Here is a 21181-nt window from a genome sequence, read left to right on the forward strand (position 1 = left end):
GGCAGACTGAGCCGCACGCGAGGAGAGGGAACACATGCCGCCGAGGAGCAATCCGACCGCACGCCAGCAGCGCCTGGGCGCGGAGCTGCGCAAGTTGCGGGAGGACGCCGGGCTCTCCACCGAACAGGCCGCCGCGCTGCTGAACACCAAGCGGACCGTGATCACCAGTACAGAGGCAGGACGCCACGGCGTCAGCCCCGAGCGTGTCCAGCGCATGGCCCTGCGGTACGAGTGCACGGACCAGGCCCTGGTGGACGCGCTGGTCGCCATGTGCGGTGACCGTACGAGCGGTTGGTGGGAGGAGTATCGCGATCTCCTGCCCGCGTCATTCTCGGACATCGCCGAGTTGGAGTGGCACGCCCGGGGCTTGCGTGTGAGCACGATGACGCACATGCCGGGACAGCTGCAGACCGAGGCGTACGCACGCGCCCTCTTCCGGGCCGCTATTCCGTCACTGCCCAGCGAGGAGTTCGAGGCCAGAGTGGCCCACCGCGTGCAACGACGCCGAGCTTTCGACGGGCCGGAAGTGTCGGCGTACACCGTGATCATCCATGAGGCCGCCCTGCGGATCGAGGTCGGTGGCCTTACGGTGCTACGTGACCAACTCGGTCACCTCATGGCGGCGACGGACCGCGAGAACGTCACGATCCAGGCCATCCCGTTCTCGGCCGGCGCGTTCCCCGGTTCGGGGCAGGCGATCCTGTACGCCGTCGGCCAAGTGCCCGCGCTCGACACCGTGCAACTGGACCGGACGATGGCGGGAGAATTCCTCTACTCCGGCTCTCACTTGTGCAAGTACCGGCTGCAACTCGACGAGATGCAGAGGATCGCGCTCTCGCCGGAGAAAACCCTCGACCTCATGCACACCATTTCACGAAGCCTCTAGGAGACACCGCCGTGCCTGACATCACCTGGGAAGCACCCTTCTGCCAAGACGCGAGCAACTGCTTTCGGCTCGGCACCGATGGCGACGGAAACGGATACATAGCCGTCAGCGGGCAGGAGGAGCACTACCTCACCGACTCCCTCGACGCGCTGCGTACCCTCATCACCGAGATCAAGGCAGGCAAGGCCGATCACCTGCTGTGAGCAGCGCCGCGGAAGGGCATTCGCTTCAGCCGGGGGCCGCAGAGGGCAGGTCGACCGCGGCGATTCCCTTGTGCGTGGCCACGTACACGTGGCGACTGTCGACCACCGGGCGGTACTCCGGCAGGACCGGCGTCTCGTCGAAGGTCAGTACGTGTTGTGGGACGCCGTCGCGGTTCACGATGAACAGGTGCTCGCCGAGGAAGGCGTAGATCAGGCTCTCGTGCACGGTGGGGTCGCTGCTGCTCGTGCCGTGGCCGTCCAGCGTCCACACCACGGCGCCGTCCTTGCGGTCGACCGCCGTGAGCCTGCCGTTCTCCGTGTGGACGACCAGGCTCCTGGAGCCGGTGCCGTCGGGTGGGACGACGGCGGGATGGTTGGCGGCCCGTTGCCTGTTGGCGGGGATCGTTTCCTGAGCCGCCAGTTGGCGCCCGTCCTTCGCGTCCAGGGTGACCGTCGAGTCGGAGGACATGTTCACGTAGATCCGGTCGTCCACGGCCGCCGGAGGTCCGTCCGGCTCGCCGGGCAGGCTTGCGGTCCACGTCAGGAAGCCGTCGGACGCGTAGGCCCGGACCATGTGTTCCTTGGCGAACGCGTCGGTGGACACGACGATCAGCTCACCGGCCAGCACCGGCATCGTGCCGTACCTCGCCCCTTCGGTGGACGCCCGCTCCCAGCGCACGCTGCCGTCCACTCCCACCGCGCAGAGCTTCTGGCCGTTGCCGTACAGGCAGTACGCACCGTCGTCGGTGGCTACCGCAGCCCCGACCGTGCCGCCGTACAGAGGCGGTTCGCCCAGCTTCGTTTCCCAGAGTTTTCTGCCGCTCGCTGAGACCGCGTGCAATGCGCCGTCCACTCCACCGAAGTAGACGGTGTCGCCGTCGGGTGACAGGGTCACGCTGGGGCCGCCCATCTCGCTGAGTCTGGCGGTGCCGTATGCCCAGTCCACGACCGCGGGCCGTGGGGTGGCGAGGACGCTCGTCGACGGTGACACGCCGGCGTCGGCGCCCTCCTTGTCGGCACCAGCGCCGCCACCGTCCCGGTCCCGCGACCACAGCCATCCGCCGACGCCGGCTCCGGCGGCCAGCGTTCCGGCCGCTATGCCCTGGAACAGGCGTCGCCGGGAAGGGGATGGGGGTGGGGGTGGGGGTGGCGTGCCGGTCGGTCCGTCGGTGGCCGTCGGTGGGGCCACGTACTCCACCCGGCTCTCCCGCTCGTCGGAGTCCCGTCCCGGGAGCCAGCGCTCGGACGGCGCGAGGGCGGGGGTTGCGGTCGTGTACCAGCCTGGGCGCCAGCTCCTTAGCAGTGACTCGGCGGTGTGGCCGATCGCCGACGACAGTTCGCCGGCCGTGGGCCGCTCCGACGGTTCCGTCCGCAGGCACGGCTCGATGAGATCCCGTACTCCTTCGGGGGTCCCGGACAGGTCGTAGTCGCGGTTCATGATGCGCATCAGGATCACCGCGTCCCGGCCCTCGCCGAAGGGCTCGCGGCCCGCCGACGCGTAGGCGAGGACCGCGCCGAGCGCGAAGATGTCGCTCGGTGGTCCCACCCGGCCGTCGTTGCGGATCTGCTCGGGCGAGACGTAGCCGACCGAGCCCACGACCGTCCCGGTGCGGGTCAGCGCGGTCGCCTCCAGCGCCCGCACGATGCCGAAGTCGATGACACGCGGCCCGTCCGGGGCCAGCAGGATGTTGGACGGCTTGAGGTCCCGGTGGACCATGCCCTGCGCGTGGATCGCGACGAGCGCCTCGCTGAGGGCCGCGGCCAGTGACCGCACCGCTTCCTCGGGCAGACCGCCGTGGTCCAGGACCGCGTCACGCAGGGTCGGGCCCTCGACGTACTCCGACGCCATCCACGGTCGTACGGCCTCGGTGTCCGCGTCCAGGACACGGGCGATGTACGTCCCGGGCCCGCCCACGGTCCGTGCCGCCCGGACCTCCTGGCGGAAACGGGCCCGGAAGGTGCGGTCCTCGGCGTGTTCCGCCCGGACCAGTTTGGCGGCCAGGCGCAGGCCGGTGGGCGTCTCGGCCAGGTAGACCTCGCCCATGCCGCCCGCGCCGAGTCTGGCCCGGACCGCGTAGGGGCCGATGTGCCGGGGATCCGTCTCGCGTAACGCCTGCACCTTGGGCTTCCCCTCGGTTCGCGGGCCGTTCGTACGGTTGCGGTTGCGGTTGCGGTTGCGGAGAAGGAGCGTATAGCCGGATGCCGTTCGGGGCAGCGGTCGCCGACGTGACTGGGGCGGGGGTGGCCGGTGGGGTCAGGCTCCGCACCACGCCCGGCGGTGGCGGGCGATGGCATACACCTGCTCCACCTGCTCGCGGTTCGCGCGGCTCGGCCGTCGCCACTGCGCGGTCAGGGGCGTGACTGGCCGTGCCGCGCAGGTCCAGGTCGCGTTCGCACGACCCACATGTAGCCGGCCAGGCCGACCGAGCCGCGTGCTGTGGCGTCGGCCCACGCAGGCAGGATGTGGCTCGACGCGGTCCAGCCCAGGCCCCAGAGGACGAGCGGGCTCAGTGCGCTCGCCACGACGACCGCGCTTGCGTACTTGGCCGGTGTCGTGCGGCTTCTGCACAGCCAGGTGCCCAGGAGTCCCGCCGGGATCTGCACCATCACGTGGAGACTCACGCAGGCCAGTGGCACGGCGAGGAGGAGTGCGAAGGGGGCGTCCGCCGTGGGGTCTCCTGGCGGGGCCGTGTAGCCGGCGTTCAGCATCCACAGCGGCGGCACCAAGAACGTGAGCAGGAGGATGACTCCGCTCACGTGCATGGCGGCAAGGTGCCGCCATGCGGAAGGCGACGCCCCGGGGTCTCTGCGCCCGGTGACCGGACCGTCGGTTTGCACTGTCATGTCTCCTCCCCCGTCGCCTTGTAGAGGCGTGGAGCAGGATAGCCAGGTGGTCGCGGCGTCCTCGCCTGGCGTTCGCTCCGACTCGGTTCGTGGTCCGAATTCCGCCAGCTTCGGGAGGCGGTGGTCGCGATGCTCGGTCGACGACTTCGGCAGACTCGATATCCTGGTCAACAACGCCGGTGTCTTCCTCGTCGGCCCGCTTGAGGAGTTGGGCGCGGAGGCCGTCGACCGGACCCTCGCGGTGAACGTCCGGGCGCCGTTCGTGGCGTCGCAGGCGGCCGCGCGGCACATGGGCCGGGGCGGGCGGATCATCAGCATCGGCAGCAACGTCGCCGAGCGTGCGGTCTTTCCCGGGCTGGCGCTGTACTCGATGAGCAAGACGGCTCTGACCGGGATGACGAAGGGGCTCGCTCGCGAACTCGGTCCGCGCGGCATCACGGTCAATCTGGTCGTTCCCGGTCCGACCGACACCGAGACCAATCCCGCCGACGGGCCCACCTCCGAGATGATCGCCGGGTTCACCGCGGTGGGCCGGTACGCCGAGGCGGCCGAGATCGCGGGGACCGTCGCCCACCTGGCGAGTGCGGACGGTTCGTACATCACCGGGGCTTCGATCTGTGTCGACGGGGGCTTCACTGCGTGACGTGTGAGGTCGCGTGCGCGACCCGGGGCGGGGGAGGCAGCGGCGGCGCCTGCCTGGTCCGTCGCCTCTTCGTCTCTTCGTCTCTTCGTCTCTCAGGGAGGGTTCAGCGTGTAGTGCGCCCCCGGCGGCCGAGTTCAGCGTGCTGCGGCCCCCCGCCCCGCCACCCGGCTCCGCATCTCCGCGCTCGCCTCGTTCAGGCCCGTGATCGTCACCCGCTTCCCCCGTTCCGCGTACTTCGTCTCGATCGCCGTCAGGGCCGTGACGGACGAGGCGTCCCAGATGTGGGTGGAGGAGAGGTCGATCACCACGTCGTCGGGGTCGTCGCGGTAATCGAAGCGGGTGACGAGGTCGTTGGAGGAGGCGAAGAAGAGTTCGCCTGTGACGGAGTAGACGACCTGCGTTCCCTCCGGGTCCAGGACCGACGTCACGTTCGCCAGGTGGGCCACCCTGCGGGCGAAGATGACCATCGCCGTCACGCTGCCCACGACCACCCCGATCGCCAGGTTGTCCGTCGCCACGACCACGATCACCGTCAGGATCATCACCGTCGTCTCGCCCAGCGGCATGCGCCGCAGCGTGCTCGGGCGGATCGAGTTCCAGTCGAACGTGCCGACCGTCACCATGATCATGACGGCCACCAGCGCCGCCATCGGGATGTCCGACACGATCGGCCCGAAGACGATGCAGAGGAGCATCAGGAAGGCGCCCGCCAGGAAGGTGGAGAGGCGGGTACGGGCTCCCGACACCTTCACGTTGATCATCGTCTGGCCGATCATCGCGCAGCCGCCCATGCCGCCGAAGAAGCCCGTGACGATGTTGGCCAGGCCCTGGCCGATCGACTCGCGGGTCTTGTTCGAGGGGGTGTCCGTGATGTCGTCGACGAGTTGCGCCGTCATCAGGGACTCCATCAGGCCCACCAAGGCCATCGCCAGCGCGTACGGGGCGATGGTGGTGAGGGTGGTGAGGGTGAAGGGGACGTCCGGGAGGCCGGGGGTCGGGAGGGACGAGGGCAGCTCGCCCTTGTCGCCCACCGTCGGGACCGCTAGGCCCGCCGCCACCGTGATCACCGTCAGGACGACGATCGAGACGAGCGGGGCCGGGATCGCCCGCGTGAGGCGCGGGGTGAGGATCAGCAGGGCCAGGCCCGCCGCCAGCAGGGGGTACACCGGCCACGGGACGTCGTACAGGTTCGGGACCTGGGCCATGAAGATCATGATGGCGAGGGCGTTGACGAAGCCTGTCATCACCGAGCGAGGCACGAAGCGCATCAGGCGGGCCACGCCCAGCGCGCCCAGGACGATCTGGAGGACGCCCGCCAGGATGACGGTCGCCACCAGGTAACCGAAGCCGTGTTCCCGGTTCATCGGGGCGATGACCAGCGCCACCGCTCCCGTGGCCGCCGAGATCATCGCCTTCCGGCCGCCCACGACCGAGATGACCACCGCCATCGTGAACGAGGCGAAGAGACCGACGCTCGGGTCCACCCCCGCGATGATCGAGAAGGAGATGGCCTCCGGGATCAGGGCGAGGCCCACGACCAGGCCGGCCAGCACCTCCGTGCGCAGCACCTTGGGGGACGCCAGCCAGTCGGGGCGGGAGAAGCGCGGCGGCCGGGAGGCCGTGGACAGGGGTGAGGACATGCGATCGTTTCTCTTGGAGTGTCTCTGCGAGTGAGGGAGAGACCTCAACTCTACCCTTACGTGAGAGTAGAGTTTCCGCGAGCGTGACTGGAGTGAGAGCGCGGCCATGAGTGAGCGGCACATGCAGATCGGCGAAGTGGCCGAGCGGACCGGTCTCTCGCTGCGCACCATGCGCCACTACGAGGACGTCGGCCTCGTCAGTCCCTCCGCCCGCAGCAAAGGGGGGTTCCGGCTCTACACCGAGGACGATGTCGAGCGGTTGATGGTGATCCGTCGCATGAAGCCGCTGGATTTCTCCCTGGAGGAGATGCGGGATCTTCTTGAGATCACCGATCGGCTGGGGGACGTGGACGATCCGCCCGCCGGGGACGAGCTGGAGCGGCTGCGGCGGCGGCTCGACTCCTACCGTGAGCAGGCCGACGCCCGCTGCGAGAAGTTGCGGTCGCGGCTCGCCATGGCCGAGGAGTTCGCCGGGACGCTGCGGGAGCGGCTGGAGGACTCGCGGCCCTCGCCGTCGTAGGCGGCCGGCCAAAGGTCAGCCAACCGGAAGCGGCTGTTCCCCGGGGTGCCGGGCACGCGGTGCTCATGACACTCGCCCGCTCCCATCCCGACAGCCCCGCCGAGTGGTGGATCCTCATCGGTGTCCTCGCCCTCTACGTCCTCGCCCGGCTGTTCTTCGCCTGGTGGCGGGCGCGGGCCGAGGGTGACCGGCATCCCGTGCGGGCCGCCTTCTCCGACGAGGACGAGAGCGACACCGCGCGGACCGCGTCCGTGCTGGGCGGGTTCGCCTCGTACCGGCAGCTCTTCGGTTTCGCCGGCAGCGCGCTCCTCGTCGGGCTGGTGGCCGGGTTCACCGACGGGACGCCACGGGTCGTCCTGCTGTCCTCGATCGTGCCCGTGCTCGTCGTCGGGCTGGCCTACCTCGACTTCCGGCTGGCCCTCAGGGGCCGGCGGCAACCGCAACCGGACAGACGGTCCCCCTCTCTTGATTGAATCGGCCGCCTCATCCGTACTCCCTGGCGTGACAGCCGTGCATCCGTCCGTCCCGCCCCGGAGGCCCCCATGCGCATGACCCGCAGCAGGATCGGCGTCGTCGTCCTGTTCGGCGTGCTGAGCCTGACCCTCACCGCTCTCGCCTTTCCCTCGATGGTCGGGCTGCAGAAGAAGGACGGCGGGCAGGACCGGCTCGTGGCCAGCACGCCCTACGGGCCGCTCACCGAGGCCGACCGCGACTTCGTGGTCAAGGTGCGGGCCGCCGGGCTGTGGGAGTACCCGCTGGGTGAGCTGGCCATGGAGCGCGGGACCTCCAAGGCGATGAAGGAGGCCGGCGAGCACCTCGTCGTCGGGCACGCCGGGCTCGACGCCGAGTGCCGCAAGATCTCGACCGAGATGGGCATCACCCTGCCCAACAAGGCCAGCCCGCAGCAGCAGGAGTTCGTCGCGACGGTGGCGGCCAAGAAGGGCGCTGACTTCGACGCGACCGCCGTCACCATCATGCGCGTCACCCACGGGCAGATCTTCCCGGTCATCGCCAACATCCGGGCCACCACCCGCAACACGATGGTGCGCGAACTGGCCGACCTCGCCAACGACACCGTCCTCGACCACATGACCGTCCTGGAGAAGACCGGCCTGGTCGGCTTCGGCGACGTCAGTTTCAAGCAGACCGCCCCGGCGAAGCTGCCCAACGACCGGGTCACGCCGCCCCCGCCGGGGCCCGGGGAGCCCACCGCCGTCCTCACGCCCCGCCCCGACCTGGATGTGAAGACCGGCGGGCCGGCGCCGTCCGTCTCGGCCACCGCCGCGCCGACCGCCGCCTCCACCACCGCCGGCTGACCCCCTTCCCGTCCCAGGGCCGCCGCACAGCGGTGTCATACATTGGCGCCCTTTTCCCGCATCGTGCGATGATCGCCGTCCACGGACGGGAGAGTGCAGATCGTGAGCGGTTCCGGGGCGGCGGGCGGCAGCGGCACGCCGGACGAGGTGTGGGAGAAGTTCCTCACGGACAGCGAGGACGCCATACGGGCTTCCGCGCCCCGGGAGCCGTCGGCGCGGGAGCGGACGCCCGCGCTCCCGGCGCGCTCCCCCGCCACGTCCGACGCCGTGGGTGAGCTGTGGCTCCCGGACGACCCGGCGCCCGAACCGTCCTGGCACGAACTGGACCGGCGGGCCCGGGTCCGCCGTGCCGTACGCGTCTTCGCCACCGCCGCGGCCGTCGTCCTCGCCCTGACCGTCTGGTCGCGGCTCGGCACGGGGACCGGCTCTCCGGCCGGTGACCCGGACGCCACCACCGTCGAGCGGGTGGAGGCGCCCGTGGAACTGCCCACGGCCGCCCCGCCCTCGCCGTCGGCCGTGGTGCCGCCGTCCCCGGCGCAGGTCACGGCCGGGGCCACCTCCGTGACGGTCGGCTGAGCCACCGGGTACGGGGGGGGCGTCAGGCGCTGCGCCTGCCCGACGCCGCCTTCTTGGCGGGTGCCGTCTTCTTGGCGGGTGCGGCCTTCTTGGACGCGGACTTCTTCGCGGCCGTCTTCTTCCCGGACTTGTCGGTCCTGTCGTCCGTCCTGGCCGCCGGTTTCCTGGACGCCGTCGGCTTCTTCGCGCCCTTCGCGCCCCCCGGTGACTTCTTCGCCGCCGCCGTCGTCCCCTTCCGCTTCGGCAACTCCCTGACCTCCGCGTGTTCCGCGTTCTCCCCGTCCTCCGCCGCCTCCCCCCGCGACTCCTTCGCCGCCCGCACGCTGTTCTCCAGGGCCGCCATCAGGTCCAGTACCTTTCCGGCGGGCGCCTGGCGCGGGGTCTCCGGCGGGGCCTCGCCCGTCGCCTTCGCCGCGATGACCTCCTCCACCGCCTCCCGGTACTCGTCGTGCAGGTCGGTCAGCTCGATCTCGCCGAGCGTGTCCATGAGGGCGTCCGCCAGGTCCAGTTCCTTGTCGCGGACAGTGACGTCCGTCTCCGGGGCGACACCCTCGGGTGCGCGCACCTCGTCCGGCCAGAGCAGGCCGTGCATGGCGATCGCGTCGTCCACCACGCGCAGCATGCCGAGCCGCTCCCGGCCGCGCAGCGCGTACTTCGCGATGGCGACCCGGTTGCTCCGCTTGAGCGCCTCGCGCAGCAGCGTGTACGGCTTCGCCGCCGGGGCGCCGCTCGCGGCGAGGTAGTACGCGGAACCCATCTGGAGCGGATCGATGCGGTCGGCCGGCACGAAGGCCACGATCTCGATCGTCCGCGCGGTCGGGATCGGCAGGGCGGACAGGTCCTCGTCGGTGATCGGGACGATCGTGCCGTCCGCGTCCTCGTACCCCTTGCCGATCTCCGCCGAGGTGACCTCGCGGTCCTCCAGCTCGCAGACCTTGCGGTAGCGGATGCGGCCGCCGTCCTCCGTGTGGATCTGGCGGAAGGAGATCGAGTGGTTCTCGGTCGCGTTCATGAGCTTGATCGGAATGCTGACCAAGCCGAAGGATATGGCGCCGTTCCAGATGGATCGCACGTTCCGCACCTCTCCGCCATCTTTGTACCGTTTTCGTGAGATTCTCATCGTATGGCGCCCAGTAAAGAGGTGACAGAGGTGGAGGGGCGGCGGGTGGCCCTCAGCAACCTGGAGAAGGTGCTGTATCCCGCGACCGGCTTCACCAAGGCCGAGCTGCTGCACTACTACGCGACCGTCGCCGGCGCCCTGCTGCCGCACCTGCGGGACCGTCCGGTGTCGTTCCTGCGGTACCCGGACGGGCCGGACGGGCAGGTCTTCTTCGCCAAGAACGTGCCGCCGGGTACGCCCGACTGGGTCACCACCGCCGAGGTGCCCCGGTCGGAGGGGCCGGCCCGGATGGTGCTCGTGCAGGACCTGCCGAGTCTGATGTGGGCGGCCAACCTGGTGGCCGAGTTCCATACGCACCAGTGGGTCGCCGCCTCGCCCGAGGAGGCGGACCGGCTCGTCCTCGACCTCGACCCCGGGCCGCCCGCGACCGTCGCGCACTGCTGCGAGGTCGCCCTGTGGCTGCGCGAGCGCCTCGCCGGGGACGGGATCGAGGTGCACGCCAAGACGTCGGGCGCCAAGGGGCTGCACCTGCTCGCCGGAGTGCGCGGGTCGTCCTCCGAGCGGGTCTCGGAGTACGCGAAGGCACTGGCCGTGGAGGCCGAGCGGGCCATGCCCGAGCTGGTCGTGCACCGGATGACCCGGAGTCTGCGGCCGGGGAAGGTGTTCGTGGACTGGAGCCAGAACGCCGCCAGGAAGACGACGGCGGCCCCCTACACCGTGCGTGCCCGCACCCGGCCCGGTGTGTCCACGCCGGTGACGTGGGAGGAGGTGGCGGGGTGCCGTAAGGAGAGCGACCTGTTCTTCTCGCCCGCCGACGTGCCGCCGCGCCTCGCCGGGCACGGGGATCTGCTGGCCCCCCTCTTCGACCGCGGGGCGGCGGGCACGCTGCCCTGAATCAGCCGCTCCGCCGGGAAGGATGCCGGGAGGGGCCTACAGCAGATCCCACGTCGTCCGGTCCCGTGCCATCGCGTGCAGTCCCTCCACGTCCGCCGGTTTCAGTACGCCGCCCTGCCGGGCCAGCTCCGGCAGCTCCGCGTCGGTCAGCACGCGGACGTCGCGGGGCGCCGCGGTGACCGTGACGCCGGACGGCGCCACCAGTGCCAGTACGGGCCGCACCTCCGCGGTCAGCGCGTAGGACGCGCGGTCGGCGTCGGCCCGCACCCGGCGCAGCACCGGCCGCGGCTCGTGCCGGCCGAGGGCGACCAGCGGGTCGGCGACGCGGACCCGGGACCTGCGGGCGTACAGCGCGTGGACGGCGTAGAGGCCGCCGGGGCCGATCAGCAGGTGGTGGATGCGGTCGCCGCCGGGCAGCGGGACGGAGTGCAGGGTGTGCCAGCCCGCCCCGTCGAGCGCGTCGAGGGCCTCCCCCGTCACCAGCTCGGCGGTGAGCGCGCGGCGCCGGGGGTCGGGGCGCAGCCGGCGGGCCGGGCCGGGGTCGCGGTCGAGGGCGACGAGGAGGGACTCGCCGGGACGGTTGGGGGCGAGGTCGTCGTCGGGGTGGAGGGAGAGACGGGCCAGTTCGGCGGGGGTGGGGACGGGGGGCGGGCCGATCGTCACCGGGCCGGTGAGGAAGGGCCCGAGGATGTCGAGGACGTCGCTTCTGCGGTCGTCGCTGAGCAGGTTGACCCGGGCCGCCTCGCGGTCGTACCAGGCGATGTTCCGGCCGTCGGCGAGGCAGACGTAGAGCCGTTCCTGGCCGTGCCGCCGGGCCGGTATGACGCGCAGTCGGTTCATGCACCATCACCCCTGGACCATGGGAGCAGGCGGGGTGCTCCAGAGGCAAGAACCCGGTTACCTTTAGGGGGAGTTGCGCCCGCGGGGCTGGCCCGCCGGACGTGAGGCGGGGAGGCACCGTTGCGCACGCGGGGGAAGCAGCCCGACGTACCGGCTCCGGACACTCCGTGGAGCGAGATCGTGCCCGGTCTGTGGATGGGCGGGCACGAGTACCGCACGGGTCCCGGGCAGGTGGCGTTCGCCTCGGTGGAGGACGAGTTCGACCTCGTGCAGACGCTGCTGCGGCTGCCCGGACACGGGCCGGCGCCGGGGGTGGAGCACCAGGTGTGGCCGATCCCCGACGGGCCGCTGGACGGGACGCAGCTGGCGGGCGTGATGCGGCTCGCGGAGTCGGCGTGCGCGGCGCTGGAAGCGGACCGCCGCGTGCTGGTGCGCTGCTACTCCGGGTACAACCGCTCCGGTCTGGTCGTCGCCCACGCGCTGGTGCAGCGGGGGTGCACGGCCGAGGAGGCGATCCGGCTGATCCGGTCCCGGCGGTCGCCGTGGGCGCTGCACAACGAGCTGTTCGTGGAGTACCTGCGGGCCGGGCTGCCGACCGTGCGGCTGCTGGAGGAACTCGCCGAGTAGCTCCTCGCTCCGAGGCCGGTACGGGGGTCTCTGCCGGTGCCGGTGCCGGGGCCGCGCGCCCGTCTCCCGATGGCGCAGTGCGACGGGCGCGCCCTCCTGGACGCTCTTAATGTGGCGATTAGTCACCTTTGGCCCGCGTCCCCTGGAGGTCGTCCATGTCCCGGAACCCGCACCCGCGCCCCGCCCGCCGCCTCACCGCCCGGCTGGCCATAACGGCCGCCGCCGGCGCGCTCGCCGCCGCTGCCGCCGTCACGCCCGCCGCCGCCACGGCGGCGAGCGACGAGTGGAGCGACGACCCGGGCCAGAGCAGCTTCCAGGGCGAGACCGGCAGCGACACCTGGGGCGAGGCCGGCGGCCCCCGCGGCGGAGACCACGGCGGCGGTCACGGTGACGGCCACGGCGGCGGTCACCACGAGCAGGGCCGTTACCGCGGCATCGTCACGGCGGACCGGCTCGCGCTGCGCAGCGCCCCGAACCGCGGCTCCGAGATCATCCGCTACGCCCACCGCGGCGAGACCGTCAGCATCTACTGCAAGACCGCGGGCGAGAAGGTCAAGCACAACCCGATCTGGTACCTGCTGACGGACGGCACCTGGGCCTGGGGCGCCGCGCGTTACATCGACAACGTCGGCCCGTCGCCGCGCTGGTGCTGATGCATGCCGACTAGGTTCCGGACATGACCAAGGCCGGACCCGGTACCGGAACCGGATTCACCGTGGCGGCGGCGGACGCGCCCGCACCCGTCGCCCGCCTCCCCCGGCGCCGCGGCATCGAACTCGCCCTGATCGTGCTGGCCGTCCTGCTGTCGGTGTTCGGCTACTGCAACGTGGGCCTGGCCCAGCACGGCACCCTCCCGCCCGGCGCCGCCGGTTACGGCGCCGGGCTCGGTGTCCTCGCGCTCCTCGCGCACCTCGCGGTACGGCTGCGCGCCCCGTACGCCGATCCGCTGCCGCTGCCGATCGGGGTGCTGCTCAACGGCCTGGGCGCGGTGCTGATCTACCGGCTGGACCTGGAGACGCCGGGCGACGTCGCGGCCCCCACCCAGCTCGTGTGGTCCGCCCTCGGCGTCACGCTGTTCATCCTGATCGTGCTGGTCCTGCGCGACCACCGGATGCTCCAGCGGTACACCTATGTGTGCGTGGCCGCCGCGCTCGTGCTGCTGACGCTGCCGATCCTGTTCCCCGCGGTGAACGGCGCCCGGATCTGGATCCGGATCGCCGGGTTCTCCATCCAGCCGGGCGAGTTCGCGAAGGTGCTGCTCGCGGTGTTCTTCGCGGCGTACCTGGCGGCGAACCGCAGCGCGCTGGCGTACGCGGGGCGGCGGGTCTGGCGGCTCCAGCTGCCGACCGGCCGGGTGCTCGGGCCGATCGTCGCGGTGTGGCTGGTGAGTGTGGGCGTGCTCGTCCTGGAGCGGGACCTCGGGACCTCCCTCCTCTTCTTCGGCCTCTTCGTCGTCCTGCTCTACGTCGCCACCGGCCGCACCGGCTGGATCGCCGTCGGCCTGCTGCTGGCGGCGCTCGGCGCGGTCGCCGTGGGCTGGCTTGAGCCGCACGTGCACAGCCGGGTCGAGGACTGGCTGCACCCGTTCGCGTCGATCGAGGCCGGGGACGGGCCGAACCAGCTCGCGCAGTCGCTGTTCGCGTTCGGCGCCGGCGGGGTGACCGGTACGGGGCTCGGGCTCGGCCACTCCGTCCTCATCGGCTTCGCCACCAAGTCGGACTTCATCCTGGCCACGGCCGGGGAGGAGCTGGGCTTCGTCGGGCTGACGGCGATCATCCTGCTGTACGGGCTGCTGGTGGAGCGCGGCTTCCGGGCGGGCCTCGCGCTGCGCGACCCGTTCGGGCGGCTGCTGGCGGTGGGGCTCGCCTCACTGCTGGCGCTCCAGGTGTTCGTGATCGCGGGCGGGGTGACCGGGCTGATCCCGCTGACCGGGATGGCGATGCCGTTCCTCGCGCAGGGCGGCTCCTCGGTGGTCACCAACTGGGCGATCGTCGCGCTGCTGATCCGGCTGAGCGACTCCGCGCGCCGACAGGCGCCGGAGACACCGGACCGTGGACAGGCTGCACACCCATGACACGGAACATCCGGCACGCCGCCTTCTTCTGCGCGCTGCTGCTGGTGGCGCTGCTGGTGAACGCCGCGCGGGTGCAGGTCGTACGGGCGCCGGAGTACGACGGCAGTCCCGGCAACCGGCGGCCCGACATCGCGCGGTACCAGCAGCCGCGCGGGGACATCCTGGTCGGCGGGAAGCCGGTCACCGGGTCCCGGGACACCGGGGAGCACCTCCGGTTCGAGCGGACGTACCGGGACGGGCCGGTGTACGCGCCGGTCACGGGGTTCGCCTCGCAGGAGTACGGGACGACGCTCCTCGAACATGTCGAGGACGGGGTGCTGTCCGGTGCCGACCCGGTGCTGGCGCCGCTGCCGCTGTGGAACGACGTGACGGGGGCGCGCAATCCGGGCGGCCACGTCGTCACCACCCTCCACGCGGGGGCGCAGAAGGCGGCGTACGAGGGACTGGGGCGGCGCAAGGGCGCGGTGGCCGCGGTCGAGCCCGCCACCGGGCGGGTGCTGGCGATGGTGTCGACGCCGTCGTACGACCCCGGGGAGCTGTCGGGGAACGGGCGGGCGGCGCTGCGCACCTGGGAGCGGCTGAACGACGACCCGGACCGGCCGATGCTCAACCGGGCGGTGCGGCGGACCTATCCGCCGGGGTCGACGTTCAAGGTGGTGACCGCGGCGGCGGCGCTGGACGCGGGGGTGGTCCGGGACCCGGACGCGGCGACCCGCTCCCCCGACCCGTACACCCTGCCGGGGACGCGGACGCGGCTGACGAACGAGGTGGCGGGGTGCGCGGACGCGTCGCTGCGGTCGGCGTTCGAACTGTCCTGCAACACGGTGTTCGCCAAGCTCGGTGTCGACGTGGGGGTGAGCGCGCTGGCCGGGACGGCCGAGGCGTTCGGCTTCAACGACGACGAGCTGCGCGTCCCCTTCTCGGTGGCGCGGTCCACCTTCGACCGGTCGGTGGACCGGGCGCAGCTCGGGCTGTCGGCGATCGGGCAGTACAACACGCGGGCGACGCCGTTGCAGATGGCGATGGTGGCGGCGGCGGTCGCCAACGGGGGGCAGGTGCGGACGCCGTACCTGGTGGAGCGGACGACGCGGGCGGGCGGCGGGATCGTGTCGGCGGCCGGGTCGCGGCCGGCGCGGCAGGCGATGCGGCCGTCGACGGCCGTCTGGCTGAAGCGGCTGATGACGGGGGTGGTGGAGGACGGCACGGGCGGGAACGCGGCGATCCGCGGCGCGATCGTGGGCGGCAAGACGGGGACGGCCCAGCACGGCGTGGGGAACTCCGGGACGCCGTACGCGTGGTTCGTGTCCTGGGCGCAGGACGAGGGCGACCTGGAGCCGCGGGTGGCGGTCGCGGCGGTGGTGGAGGGGACGGCGGCGGACCACGGGGAGGTCAGCGGGGGCGGGCTGGCGGCGCCGGTGGCGCGGGCGGTGATGGAGGCGGTACTGAAGGGGTGAGCCCGCTCGCTGTTTCCTCGAAGGGCGAAGTGCTCAGGGAAGGCTCTCGACGTGCCGGACGGGCTGGGGTGCTCGGTCTGACGCTCAGCGGCGGTCGATCGCGGTGAGGTCGATGTCGACGGGGAAAGGGACGGTGAGCTTGAGGCGGTTGTGGAAGATGCCGAGCAGGCCGTAGCTCTTGGTCGCGGGGTCGAGTTCGTAGGCGTAGACGACGGGCAGGCCGTCGTTCTGCTCGACGCGCCAGTAGTGCGGGATCTTCGCCTGGGCGTATTTGCGGGGCTTGACCTCGCGGTCGCGCGCTTCCGACTCCTTGGACACGACCTCGACGGCGATCACGACGTCCTCCGGCCCGTACCAGGTCTGCCCCGGGCCCTGGTAGGCATCGGCCTGGAACACGAGAACATCAGGTTCGGGCCGGTTGCGCCCGTCCAGCCTCACGGTCATCTGCGGCATGACCTTCAGCCCCTCCGGCGCCTGGGCGAGCAGGGCGTTGTCCAGCAGGCGGATGGCGAGTGCGTGGAAATTGGTCTGCGGACTCACGAAGACAAGACTCCCGTCGATCAGCTCCGTATGCGGAGGCAGGTTGGGAAGCTCGTCGAGGTCGTCCGCCGTCCAGCCGCCCTCCGGCGGACGGGGCCACTGGTAGTCGTCGCCCAGCCCGTAGTCGCGTGCGGCGCTCATGATCGCTCCCATGTGCCGGAGTCTCGCTGACGTGGTCAGCGTACCCACGACATTTACCGACACCGCCCCCCTTCGAGCGATCTCGCCCCGTGCCCTTGACGGCCCTCTTCTTTACTCGCGGTCAATAAGTGACGCCCAAGGGATTGACGCGCTTGCTGACGAGCAGTCTCATAAGAGGGAGTAACTGCGGGTAACACGAACTGTCCCGAACTCCCGAGGTGGACCACCATGACGACCCTGACGGAAGCCGACGCGCTCGACGGGCTGCGCGACGCGCTCGGCCTGCTCAAGGACCGGGAGCAGGTGGCCGAACGGCTGCTCGACTCTTCCGCCAAGCACTCGTTCGACCCGGACAAGGAGCTGGACTGGGACGCGCCCTTCGAGGAGGGCAAGTGGTTCTGGCCGCCGGAGCTGGTGTCGCTGTACGACACCCCGCTGTGGAAGCGGATGAGCGAGGAGCAGCGCGTCCTGCTCTCCCAGCACGAGGCCGCGGCGCTCGCCTCGCTCGGCATCTGGTTCGAGCTGATCCTGATGCAGCTGCTGGTGCGGCACATCTACGACAAGTCGGCGACCAGCGCGCACGTGCGGTACGCGCTGACCGAGATCGAGGACGAGTGCCGGCACTCGAAGATGTTCGCCCGGCTGATATCCCGCGGCGGCACCCCGTGGTACCCGGTGAGCCCGGTCCACCAGCACCTCGGGCGGCTCTTCAAGACCATCTCGACCACGCCGGGGTCGTTCACCGCGACCCTGCTCGGTGAGGAGGTCCTGGACTGGATGCAGCGGCTGACCTTCCCCGACGAGCGCGTCCAGCCGCTGATCCGGGGGGTCACGCGCATCCACGTCGTGGAGGAGGCCCGGCACGTCCGGTACGCCCGTGAGGAGCTGCGCCGCCAGATGGTGACGGCCCCGAAGTGGTCGCAGGAGTTCACCCGCATCACCTCCGGGGAGTTCGCCCGGGTCTTCTCCGTCGCCTTCGTCAACCCCGAGGTCTACACGAACGTCGGGCTGGACAGGCGCCAGGCGCTCGCCCAGGTCAAGGCCAGCGGCCACCGCAAGGAGATCATGCAGACCGGCGCGAAGCGCCTGACCGACTTCCTGGACGACATCGGGGTGCTGCGCGGCGCCGGGCGGCGGCTGTGGAAGTCATCCGGTCTGCTGGCCTGAGCCGATCACCGGCCCGCGGGACCGCGGGGGCGGTTACCCTGCGGGTCATGACCCCGCAGGCTCCCACCCCCGCCTACCGCAGGCTCAGCGTCGAGGAGCGTCGCGGCCAGCTCCTCGACGCCGCGCTCACCCTCTTCGCGCACCGGCCACCGGAGGAGATCTCCCTCGACGACGTGGCGGAGCAGGCCGGGGTCTCCCGCCCGCTCGTGTACCGGTACTTCCCCGGCGGCAAGCAGCAGCTCTACGAGGCCGCCCTCCGCTCGGCCGCCGACGAACTGCGCCTCTGCTTCGACGAACCCCGCGAGGGCCCGCTGCTGCACCGGCTCACCCGCGCCCTCGACCGCTACCTCGCCTTCGTCGACGAGCACGACACCGGCTTCAGCGCGCTGCTGCGCGGCGGCAGCGTCGTGGAGACCTCCCGTACGACGGCCATAGTGGACGGCGTCCGGCGGGCCGCCGCCGAGCACATCATGAGCCACCTCGGTGTGACGGACCCCGGCCCCCGGCTGCGGATGACCGTACGGATGTGGATCACGGCGGTGGAGGCCGCCTCGCTGATCTGGCTCGACGAGGAGAAGGACCCGCCCGTCGAGGAACTGCGCGACTGGCTCGTGGAGCAGTTCGTCGCCGTACTGTCGGTCACCGCGCAGCGCGACCCGCAGACCTCGGCGGTGGTCGAGACGCTCGCGGAGGATGTCTGACACTGGTGCCGTGAAGAGCGAAGACACTCCCTTCGAGGGCGGGCCCATGGACGGCCGGGTGCTGCCGGTCCTGGTGGGGATGACCGGGCACCCGCCGAAGACGTACCGCATCCCCGTCCCCGCCCCGGAGGGCGGCCCGCCCACCGTGCTCGTCTACCGGCGGGCACCGCGCGGCGGCGGCCCGCGGATCGCCTTCGCGCGCTGGAAGTACGTGTACGCCCCCGACGGCGTCCCCCGCCGCACCGGGCCCCGGTGGCCCTGGTCGAAGCCGGGGACGCGGCCGGGAACGCGTCCGGGGACGGCACCCGGCGCCGCGCCGGACGCCACGCCAGGCGCCACGCCGGGCGGCAAGCCGGACGACGCCCACGGGTGACCGGGTTGCGCCGCCAGGCGCACACTCGGCGCGCGCGCCCGCGCAGGCCGCCCGATGCTCGCCGTGCGGGCGGAGGGGCCGCCCGCACGGCGGAGGTGATGACATGTCAGAAAAACTTCTGCGCCTGGTGTGTACGGCGGCGGTGGCGACCGGGATCGCCCTCGCGCCCGGCAACGCGACGGCCGGAACGGGAACCCCCGAGGCCGGAGCCGGCCCCCAGGCCGCCGCGCCGTCCCTCGCCGGACTGCTGACGGACCTTCAGCGGCTGTACCGGGAAGCCGAGAAGGCCACCGAGACCTACAACGGCACCGCCGAGAAGCTGCGCACGCAGCGCGCCGACGTCGAGCGGCTCGACGCCGAGCTGTCCCGGGCCCGGCTCAGCCTCCACGACAGCCGGGGCGCGGCCGGCCGGCTCGCCCGTCAGCAGTACCAGAGCAGCAGCGGACTCTCCCCCTACCTGCGGCTGCTGCTGGCCCGCGACCCGCAGCACGCCCTGGAGCAGCGGCAGGTGATCGGGCGGCTGGCCCGGGACCGGGTCGCGACCGTCGGCCGGCTGGAGGGCGACGAGAAGCGGGCCGGGAAGCTGGCCGGGCGGGCGCGGGAGGCGCTGGAGCGCCGGCTCGACCTCGCCGAGCAGCAGAAGGAGCAGCGGGACACCGTACGGGAGAGGCTGCGGGACGTGGAGGAGATGATCGCCTCGCTCGGCCCGGAGCGGATGGCGGCACTGACCGCGCTGGAGGAGGACCGGGCCGCCGAGGCGCAGGACCGCTTCCTGGCCTCCGGCGCGCTGGGCGACAGCGGTGGCAGTAATGGCAGCGATAGCAGCACTGATCGTGGTGACAGCGGTGGCAGCGCTGATCGTGGTGACGGCGGTGACCGTACGGAAGAGGGCCGTGGCGATGACGGCAGGCCGTCCGCCGCCGGCGACCGCGCGCTGCGCTTCGCCGTGGAGCAGCTCGGCAAGCCCTACCGCTGGGGCGCCGAGGGCCCCGACTCCTTCGACTGCTCGGGGCTGACCTCGGTCGCCTGGGAGCGGGCCGGGACGCCGATCCCCCGCACCAGCCAGGAGCAGTGGGCCCGCCTGGAGCGCGTCCCGCTCGACCGGCTGCGCCCCGGGGACCTGGTCGTCTACTTCCCCGAGGCGACCCATGTGGCGATGTACCTGGGCGACGGGAAGGTCGTGCAGGCCCCGCGCCCCGGCGCCCGGGTCAAGGTGTCCCCGATCGCGGCCAACCCGGTCCTCGGCGCCGTACGGCCCGACCCCGGCGGCGAGCCGGTGGCGCACTACGCGCCGCCGAGGCTGCCCGACGGGGCGGCGGGCGGGTCGGACGAGGGGTACGCGGAGACTCAGGCGCCCGCCGCGCCCGAGACCTCCATCAGATAGCCCTCGGCCTTCTTCGGGTCGTAGAAGAAGTTCTCGAAGTCGGACGGGTCGTCGAAGCCGTTGGCGAAACGGTCGGCTACGGGCTGGAGTTCACCGGCGGCGCCGATCAGGTTCAGGACGTGCTCCGGGGGCGGCGCCAGCATCGCGTTGGTCCACTTGGTGACGTGCCGGGCGACGTCCCAGTAGCGGTCGAAGGCGGCCCGCATCCAGGTCTCGTCGAACTCCTTCTCGCCGTGCTCCAGGATCGAGGCGAGGTAGGAGGCGGCGCACTTGGCCGCCGAGTTGGAGCCCTGGCCGGTGATCGGGTCGTTGGCGACGACCACGTCGGCGACGCCGAGCACCAGGCCGCCGCCGGGGAGGCGGCCGACGGGGTTGCGGACGGTGGGGGCGTAGCGCCCCGCGAGGGTGCCGCCGGCGTCGGTCAGTTCGACCCGGGTGGCCCGCGCGTACTCCCAGGGAACGAACTTCTCCATCAGCTCCAGGGTCAGCGAGAGGTGCTCCGCCGGGTCCCTGACGTCCTTGAAGGCGTCGAGCGGGCCGCCGGGTATCCCCTCCCAGAAGAGGATGTCCGCGCGGCCGGAGGTGGTGAACGTCGGCATGACGAAGAGTTCGCCGACGCCGGGGACGAGGTTGCAGCGGACCGCGTCGAAGTCGGGGTGCTCCGGACGCGGGCCCAGACCGTGGACGTAGGAGACGGCGAGGGCGCGCTGCGGCTCGCCGTACGGGGAGCGCTCCGGGTCGCGGGCGAACATCTGGACCAGCTCGCCCTTGCCGGCGGAGACCAGGACCAGGTCGTAGGCGCGGGAGAAGTAGTCGAGGTCGCCGACGGCCGCGCCGTGCACGACGAGCTGGCCGCCGCGCTGGGCGAAGGTTTCCATCCAGCCGGCCATCTTCACCCGCTGGTCGACGGAGTGGGCGTAGCCGTCGAGCCGGCCCACCCAGTCGATGGCGCGCTGGGTGGGGCCCGGGTCGTGCGAGCCGGGGGCGGCGACGGAGACGCCGAGGCCCTCCGCCTTCGGGGCCTGGGACTCCCAGAAGTTCAGCCCCAGGTCGCGCTCGTGCTGGAGGGCGGTGTGGAACATGCACTGCGTCGACATGACCCGGCCCGTGCGGATCTCGTCGGCGGTCCGGTTGGACATCAGGGTGACCTCGTAGCCGTGCGACTGGAGGCCGAGGGCGAGCTGGAGGCCGGACTGGCCGGCTCCGACGACGAGTATCTTCCGCATACGGGGGGGGTC

At 71.8% G+C, this 21181-nt stretch carries 23 protein-coding genes; 16 read left to right on the forward strand and 7 right to left on the reverse strand.

Features of this window, described 5'->3' with window-relative positions; genetic code table 11:
- Positions 1 to 34: 34 nt before the first annotated feature.
- Both UW392_RS04740 and UW392_RS04745 read left to right on the forward strand, forming a co-directional pair.
- Entirely contained in the window at positions 35 to 886 is an 852-nt protein-coding gene (locus UW392_RS04740) for a helix-turn-helix transcriptional regulator (protein ID WP_320773580.1), read from the forward strand.
- A gap of 11 nt (positions 887 to 897) precedes the next feature.
- Positions 898 to 1089: a hypothetical protein gene (locus tag UW392_RS04745; RefSeq protein ID WP_320773581.1), complete on the forward strand. Its 192-nt coding sequence runs from the start codon at positions 898 to 900 to the stop codon at positions 1087 to 1089.
- A 25-nt stretch (positions 1090 to 1114) separates the two neighbouring features.
- On the opposite strand, the gene UW392_RS04750 is transcribed toward UW392_RS04745, so the two are convergent.
- A complete protein-coding gene (locus UW392_RS04750; RefSeq protein WP_320773582.1) occupies positions 1115 to 3208 on the reverse strand; it encodes a protein kinase domain-containing protein in 2094 nt (697 codons plus the stop codon).
- Between the two features lie 230 nt (positions 3209 to 3438).
- Positions 3439 to 3852, reverse strand: a complete 414-nt coding sequence (locus UW392_RS04755) for a hypothetical protein (protein WP_320773583.1) — start codon at positions 3850 to 3852, stop codon at positions 3439 to 3441.
- Positions 3853 to 3979: 127 nt separating this feature from the next.
- On the opposite strand from UW392_RS04755, the gene UW392_RS04760 reads away from it, so the two are divergent.
- A complete protein-coding gene (locus tag UW392_RS04760; protein ID WP_320773584.1) occupies positions 3980 to 4576 on the forward strand; it encodes an SDR family NAD(P)-dependent oxidoreductase in 597 nt (198 codons plus the stop codon).
- A 134-nt stretch (positions 4577 to 4710) separates the two neighbouring features.
- On the opposite strand, the gene UW392_RS04765 is transcribed toward UW392_RS04760, so the two are convergent.
- A complete protein-coding gene (locus tag UW392_RS04765) occupies positions 4711 to 6216 on the reverse strand; it encodes a SulP family inorganic anion transporter (protein ID WP_320773585.1) in 1506 nt (501 codons plus the stop codon).
- 106 nt (positions 6217 to 6322) lie between these two features.
- On the opposite strand from UW392_RS04765, the gene UW392_RS04770 reads away from it, so the two are divergent.
- The 4 genes from UW392_RS04770 to UW392_RS04785 all read left to right on the forward strand — a co-directional run bounded on the left by UW392_RS04770 (position 6323) and on the right by UW392_RS04785 (position 8628).
- Positions 6323 to 6736, forward strand: a complete 414-nt coding sequence (locus UW392_RS04770; protein WP_320773586.1) for a MerR family transcriptional regulator — start codon at positions 6323 to 6325, stop codon at positions 6734 to 6736.
- Positions 6737 to 6801: 65 nt separating this feature from the next.
- Entirely contained in the window at positions 6802 to 7209 is a 408-nt protein-coding gene (locus UW392_RS04775) for a hypothetical protein (RefSeq protein ID WP_320773587.1), read from the forward strand.
- A 69-nt stretch (positions 7210 to 7278) separates the two neighbouring features.
- Complete coding sequence (locus UW392_RS04780) at positions 7279 to 8052, forward strand: DUF4142 domain-containing protein (protein WP_320773588.1); 774 nt, start codon at positions 7279 to 7281, stop codon at positions 8050 to 8052.
- 102 nt (positions 8053 to 8154) lie between these two features.
- Positions 8155 to 8628: a hypothetical protein gene (locus UW392_RS04785; protein WP_320773589.1), complete on the forward strand. Its 474-nt coding sequence runs from the start codon at positions 8155 to 8157 to the stop codon at positions 8626 to 8628.
- Between the two features lie 22 nt (positions 8629 to 8650).
- On the opposite strand, the gene UW392_RS04790 is transcribed toward UW392_RS04785, so the two are convergent.
- The gene (locus UW392_RS04790; RefSeq protein WP_320773590.1) at positions 8651 to 9700 is read right to left on the reverse strand and encodes a Ku protein; all 1050 of its coding nucleotides are present in this window, start codon (positions 9698 to 9700) and stop codon (positions 8651 to 8653) included.
- Positions 9701 to 9751: 51 nt separating this feature from the next.
- On the opposite strand from UW392_RS04790, the gene ligD reads away from it, so the two are divergent.
- A complete protein-coding gene (ligD, locus tag UW392_RS04795; protein WP_320773591.1) occupies positions 9752 to 10642 on the forward strand; it encodes a non-homologous end-joining DNA ligase in 891 nt (296 codons plus the stop codon).
- Positions 10643 to 10678: 36 nt separating this feature from the next.
- Here ligD and UW392_RS04800 read toward each other — a convergent pair whose 3' ends face one another.
- Positions 10679 to 11482: a nuclease-related domain-containing protein gene (locus UW392_RS04800; protein ID WP_320773592.1), complete on the reverse strand. Its 804-nt coding sequence runs from the start codon at positions 11480 to 11482 to the stop codon at positions 10679 to 10681.
- 120 nt (positions 11483 to 11602) lie between these two features.
- Between UW392_RS04800 and UW392_RS04805 the strand changes: the two genes are divergently transcribed.
- The 4 genes from UW392_RS04805 (at position 11603) to UW392_RS04820 (ending at position 15637) form a co-directional block, all read left to right on the forward strand.
- Positions 11603 to 12109 (forward strand): dual specificity protein phosphatase family protein, encoded by a 507-nt coding sequence (locus tag UW392_RS04805; RefSeq protein ID WP_320773593.1) that lies wholly within the window; start codon positions 11603 to 11605, stop codon positions 12107 to 12109.
- A 155-nt stretch (positions 12110 to 12264) separates the two neighbouring features.
- Positions 12265 to 12762, forward strand: coding sequence for an SH3 domain-containing protein (locus tag UW392_RS04810; protein WP_320773594.1), 498 nt, complete (start codon positions 12265 to 12267; stop codon positions 12760 to 12762).
- A gap of 23 nt (positions 12763 to 12785) precedes the next feature.
- The gene (locus tag UW392_RS04815) at positions 12786 to 14183 is read left to right on the forward strand and encodes an FtsW/RodA/SpoVE family cell cycle protein (RefSeq protein WP_320773595.1); all 1398 of its coding nucleotides are present in this window, start codon (positions 12786 to 12788) and stop codon (positions 14181 to 14183) included.
- Positions 14180 to 15637 (forward strand): penicillin-binding transpeptidase domain-containing protein, encoded by a 1458-nt coding sequence (locus tag UW392_RS04820; protein WP_320773596.1) that lies wholly within the window; start codon positions 14180 to 14182, stop codon positions 15635 to 15637. Before UW392_RS04815 ends, UW392_RS04820 begins: the two co-directional genes overlap by 4 nt.
- 84 nt (positions 15638 to 15721) lie before the next feature.
- Here the strand turns inward: UW392_RS04820 and UW392_RS04825 are convergent, their stop codons facing one another.
- Entirely contained in the window at positions 15722 to 16318 is a 597-nt protein-coding gene (locus UW392_RS04825; RefSeq protein ID WP_320773597.1) for a Uma2 family endonuclease, read from the reverse strand.
- A gap of 228 nt (positions 16319 to 16546) precedes the next feature.
- Between UW392_RS04825 and UW392_RS04830 the strand changes: the two genes are divergently transcribed.
- From UW392_RS04830 to UW392_RS04845, 4 genes are all read left to right on the forward strand, one after another.
- Positions 16547 to 17485, forward strand: coding sequence for a diiron oxygenase (locus UW392_RS04830; protein ID WP_320773598.1), 939 nt, complete (start codon positions 16547 to 16549; stop codon positions 17483 to 17485).
- A gap of 47 nt (positions 17486 to 17532) precedes the next feature.
- On the forward strand, positions 17533 to 18186 hold the full coding sequence (locus tag UW392_RS04835; RefSeq protein WP_320773599.1) for a TetR/AcrR family transcriptional regulator: 654 nt from the start codon (positions 17533 to 17535) through the stop codon (positions 18184 to 18186).
- A gap of 10 nt (positions 18187 to 18196) precedes the next feature.
- Complete coding sequence (locus tag UW392_RS04840) at positions 18197 to 18559, forward strand: hypothetical protein (protein ID WP_320773600.1); 363 nt, start codon at positions 18197 to 18199, stop codon at positions 18557 to 18559.
- A gap of 103 nt (positions 18560 to 18662) precedes the next feature.
- Positions 18663 to 19943, forward strand: coding sequence for an NlpC/P60 family protein (locus UW392_RS04845; protein WP_320773601.1), 1281 nt, complete (start codon positions 18663 to 18665; stop codon positions 19941 to 19943).
- Here UW392_RS04845 and UW392_RS04850 read toward each other — a convergent pair.
- On the reverse strand, positions 19907 to 21169 hold the full coding sequence (locus tag UW392_RS04850; protein ID WP_320773602.1) for a styrene monooxygenase/indole monooxygenase family protein: 1263 nt from the start codon (positions 21167 to 21169) through the stop codon (positions 19907 to 19909). The genes UW392_RS04845 and UW392_RS04850 overlap by 37 nt on opposite strands.
- Positions 21170 to 21181 lie beyond the last annotated feature (12 nt).

This window comes from Streptomyces sp. CRN 30, assembly GCF_034105845.1.

Bases quoted from the DNA above. Each gene is read 5' to 3' on its own strand.
- UW392_RS04740 (WP_320773580.1), top strand. From the start codon at position 35: ATGCCGCCGAGGAGCAATCCGACCGCACGCCAGCAGCGCCTGGGCGCG.
- UW392_RS04755 (WP_320773583.1), bottom strand. From the start codon at position 3,852: ATGCACGTGAGCGGAGTCATCCTCCTGCTCACGTTCTTGGTGCCGCCG.
- UW392_RS04765 (WP_320773585.1), bottom strand. From the start codon at position 6,216: ATGTCCTCACCCCTGTCCACGGCCTCCCGGCCGCCGCGCTTCTCCCGC.
- UW392_RS04770 (WP_320773586.1), top strand. From the start codon at position 6,323: ATGAGTGAGCGGCACATGCAGATCGGCGAAGTGGCCGAGCGGACCGGT.
- UW392_RS04775 (WP_320773587.1), top strand. From the start codon at position 6,802: ATGACACTCGCCCGCTCCCATCCCGACAGCCCCGCCGAGTGGTGGATC.
- UW392_RS04780 (WP_320773588.1), top strand. From the start codon at position 7,279: ATGCGCATGACCCGCAGCAGGATCGGCGTCGTCGTCCTGTTCGGCGTG.
- ligD (WP_320773591.1), top strand. From the start codon at position 9,752: ATGGCGCCCAGTAAAGAGGTGACAGAGGTGGAGGGGCGGCGGGTGGCC.
- UW392_RS04800 (WP_320773592.1), bottom strand. From the start codon at position 11,482: ATGAACCGACTGCGCGTCATACCGGCCCGGCGGCACGGCCAGGAACGG.
- UW392_RS04810 (WP_320773594.1), top strand. From the start codon at position 12,265: ATGTCCCGGAACCCGCACCCGCGCCCCGCCCGCCGCCTCACCGCCCGG.
- UW392_RS04815 (WP_320773595.1), top strand. From the start codon at position 12,786: ATGACCAAGGCCGGACCCGGTACCGGAACCGGATTCACCGTGGCGGCG.
- UW392_RS04820 (WP_320773596.1), top strand. From the start codon at position 14,180: ATGACACGGAACATCCGGCACGCCGCCTTCTTCTGCGCGCTGCTGCTG.
- UW392_RS04825 (WP_320773597.1), bottom strand. From the start codon at position 16,318: ATGAGCGCCGCACGCGACTACGGGCTGGGCGACGACTACCAGTGGCCC.
- UW392_RS04830 (WP_320773598.1), top strand. From the start codon at position 16,547: ATGACGACCCTGACGGAAGCCGACGCGCTCGACGGGCTGCGCGACGCG.
- UW392_RS04835 (WP_320773599.1), top strand. From the start codon at position 17,533: ATGACCCCGCAGGCTCCCACCCCCGCCTACCGCAGGCTCAGCGTCGAG.
- UW392_RS04845 (WP_320773601.1), top strand. From the start codon at position 18,663: ATGTCAGAAAAACTTCTGCGCCTGGTGTGTACGGCGGCGGTGGCGACC.
- UW392_RS04850 (WP_320773602.1), bottom strand. From the start codon at position 21,169: ATGCGGAAGATACTCGTCGTCGGAGCCGGCCAGTCCGGCCTCCAGCTC.